Source organism: Serratia microhaemolytica (assembly GCF_004011885.1).
Classification (GTDB): domain Bacteria; phylum Pseudomonadota; class Gammaproteobacteria; order Enterobacterales; family Enterobacteriaceae; genus Serratia_G; species Serratia_G microhaemolytica.
On sequence record NZ_SBEF01000122.1, the window covers coordinates 1 to 1,256 of the forward strand.

1 protein-coding gene is annotated in these 1,256 nt (G+C 45.3%); it reads left to right on the top strand.

Annotated elements, in window-relative coordinates:
* Window positions 1-76: 76 nt before the first annotated feature.
* Window positions 77-1,248, top strand: a protein-coding gene (locus EOJ37_RS14250; protein WP_420820646.1) for an IS3 family transposase whose coding sequence is annotated in 2 segments (ribosomal slippage) — window positions 77-326 and window positions 326-1,248 — 1,173 coding nt in all. Because the reading frame shifts where the segments join, the coding sequence is not laid out codon by codon here.
* Window positions 1,249-1,256 lie beyond the last annotated feature (8 nt).

Below are 1,256 nucleotides of genomic sequence, written 5' to 3' on the forward strand. Positions count from 1 at the left end.
TCATGTAGTGGTACAGTAATTTTGGCCACCTGATGAGAGGTGTTAAGATACACCTCATACGCGAGCAGGTGAAACAATGAGCAATAGAACATTTAGTGCAGAATTCAAACTAGAGGCAGCGCAACTCGTTACTGAGCACGGGTATTCAGTAAAAGAGGCGGCCACAGCGATGAATGTCAGTAAATCGGCGATGGATCGCTGGGTCAGGCAATTAAAACAAGAGCAACAGGGTATCAGCCCTAAAGCTTCCCCCATCACACCTGACCAACAAAAAATTCGAGAGTTAGAAAAGAAAATCAGGCGGATAGAGGAGGAAAACTCGATATTAAAAAAGGCTACAGCTCTCTTAATGTCCGACTCACTGAACAATTCTCGTTAATCGAGAACCTTAAGAAGAGCTATCCAGTAAAAACCTTGTGCCAGGTGTTCAGTGTTAATCGTAGCAGTTACAAGTACTGGGTTAAACGGCCTGACTCACCGAAACCAGAGCAATTGGCACTACAGAAACTGGTGAGTAAAGCCCATGAGGAGAGTTACGGCTCAGCGGGTGCAAGAACGATAGCAGACAGAGTGACCAACACCGATAAGGTTCCTCTCTCTCGTTATCGTGCCGCCAAGATAATGAGGTTACTCGGGTTAGTGAGTTGTCAACAACCTAAGCATCGTTATCAAAAAGTGGTACAAGAACACAGTGAAACGCCAAACCTATTGGATCGACAATTTGCAGTCACAGAGCCTAATCAGGTTTGGGTAGGTGATGTGACCTATGTTTGGGCTGGAAATCGCTGGATGTATTTAGCCGTCGTCATGGATCTTTTCGCACGTAAACCGATTGGCTGGGCGATGTCATTTTCCCCCGATAGTCAATTGACGGGCAAAGCGTTGTCTATAGCTTTTGAATCAAGAGGTAAACCAAAAGGGGTATTATTTCATAGCGATCAAGGAAGCCATTATACGAGTCGCACATATCGCCAGTTACTGTGGCAATACCAGATGACACAGAGCTTATCGCGTCGGGGAAACTGCTGGGACAATAGCCCAATGGAGCGCTTCTTTAGGAGTTTAAAAACAGAGTGGGTGCCGGCAAGTGGCTATTCTAGTTTAGGTCAGGCACAACAAGAGATAATTCGATACTTAGTTAGTTATTACAGCGATTTAAGACCACATCAATATAACGGTGGTCTCACGCCCAATGAATCTGAACGGTTGTATTGGGAAAACGCCAAAACCGTGGCCAGTTTCACTTGACCACTACA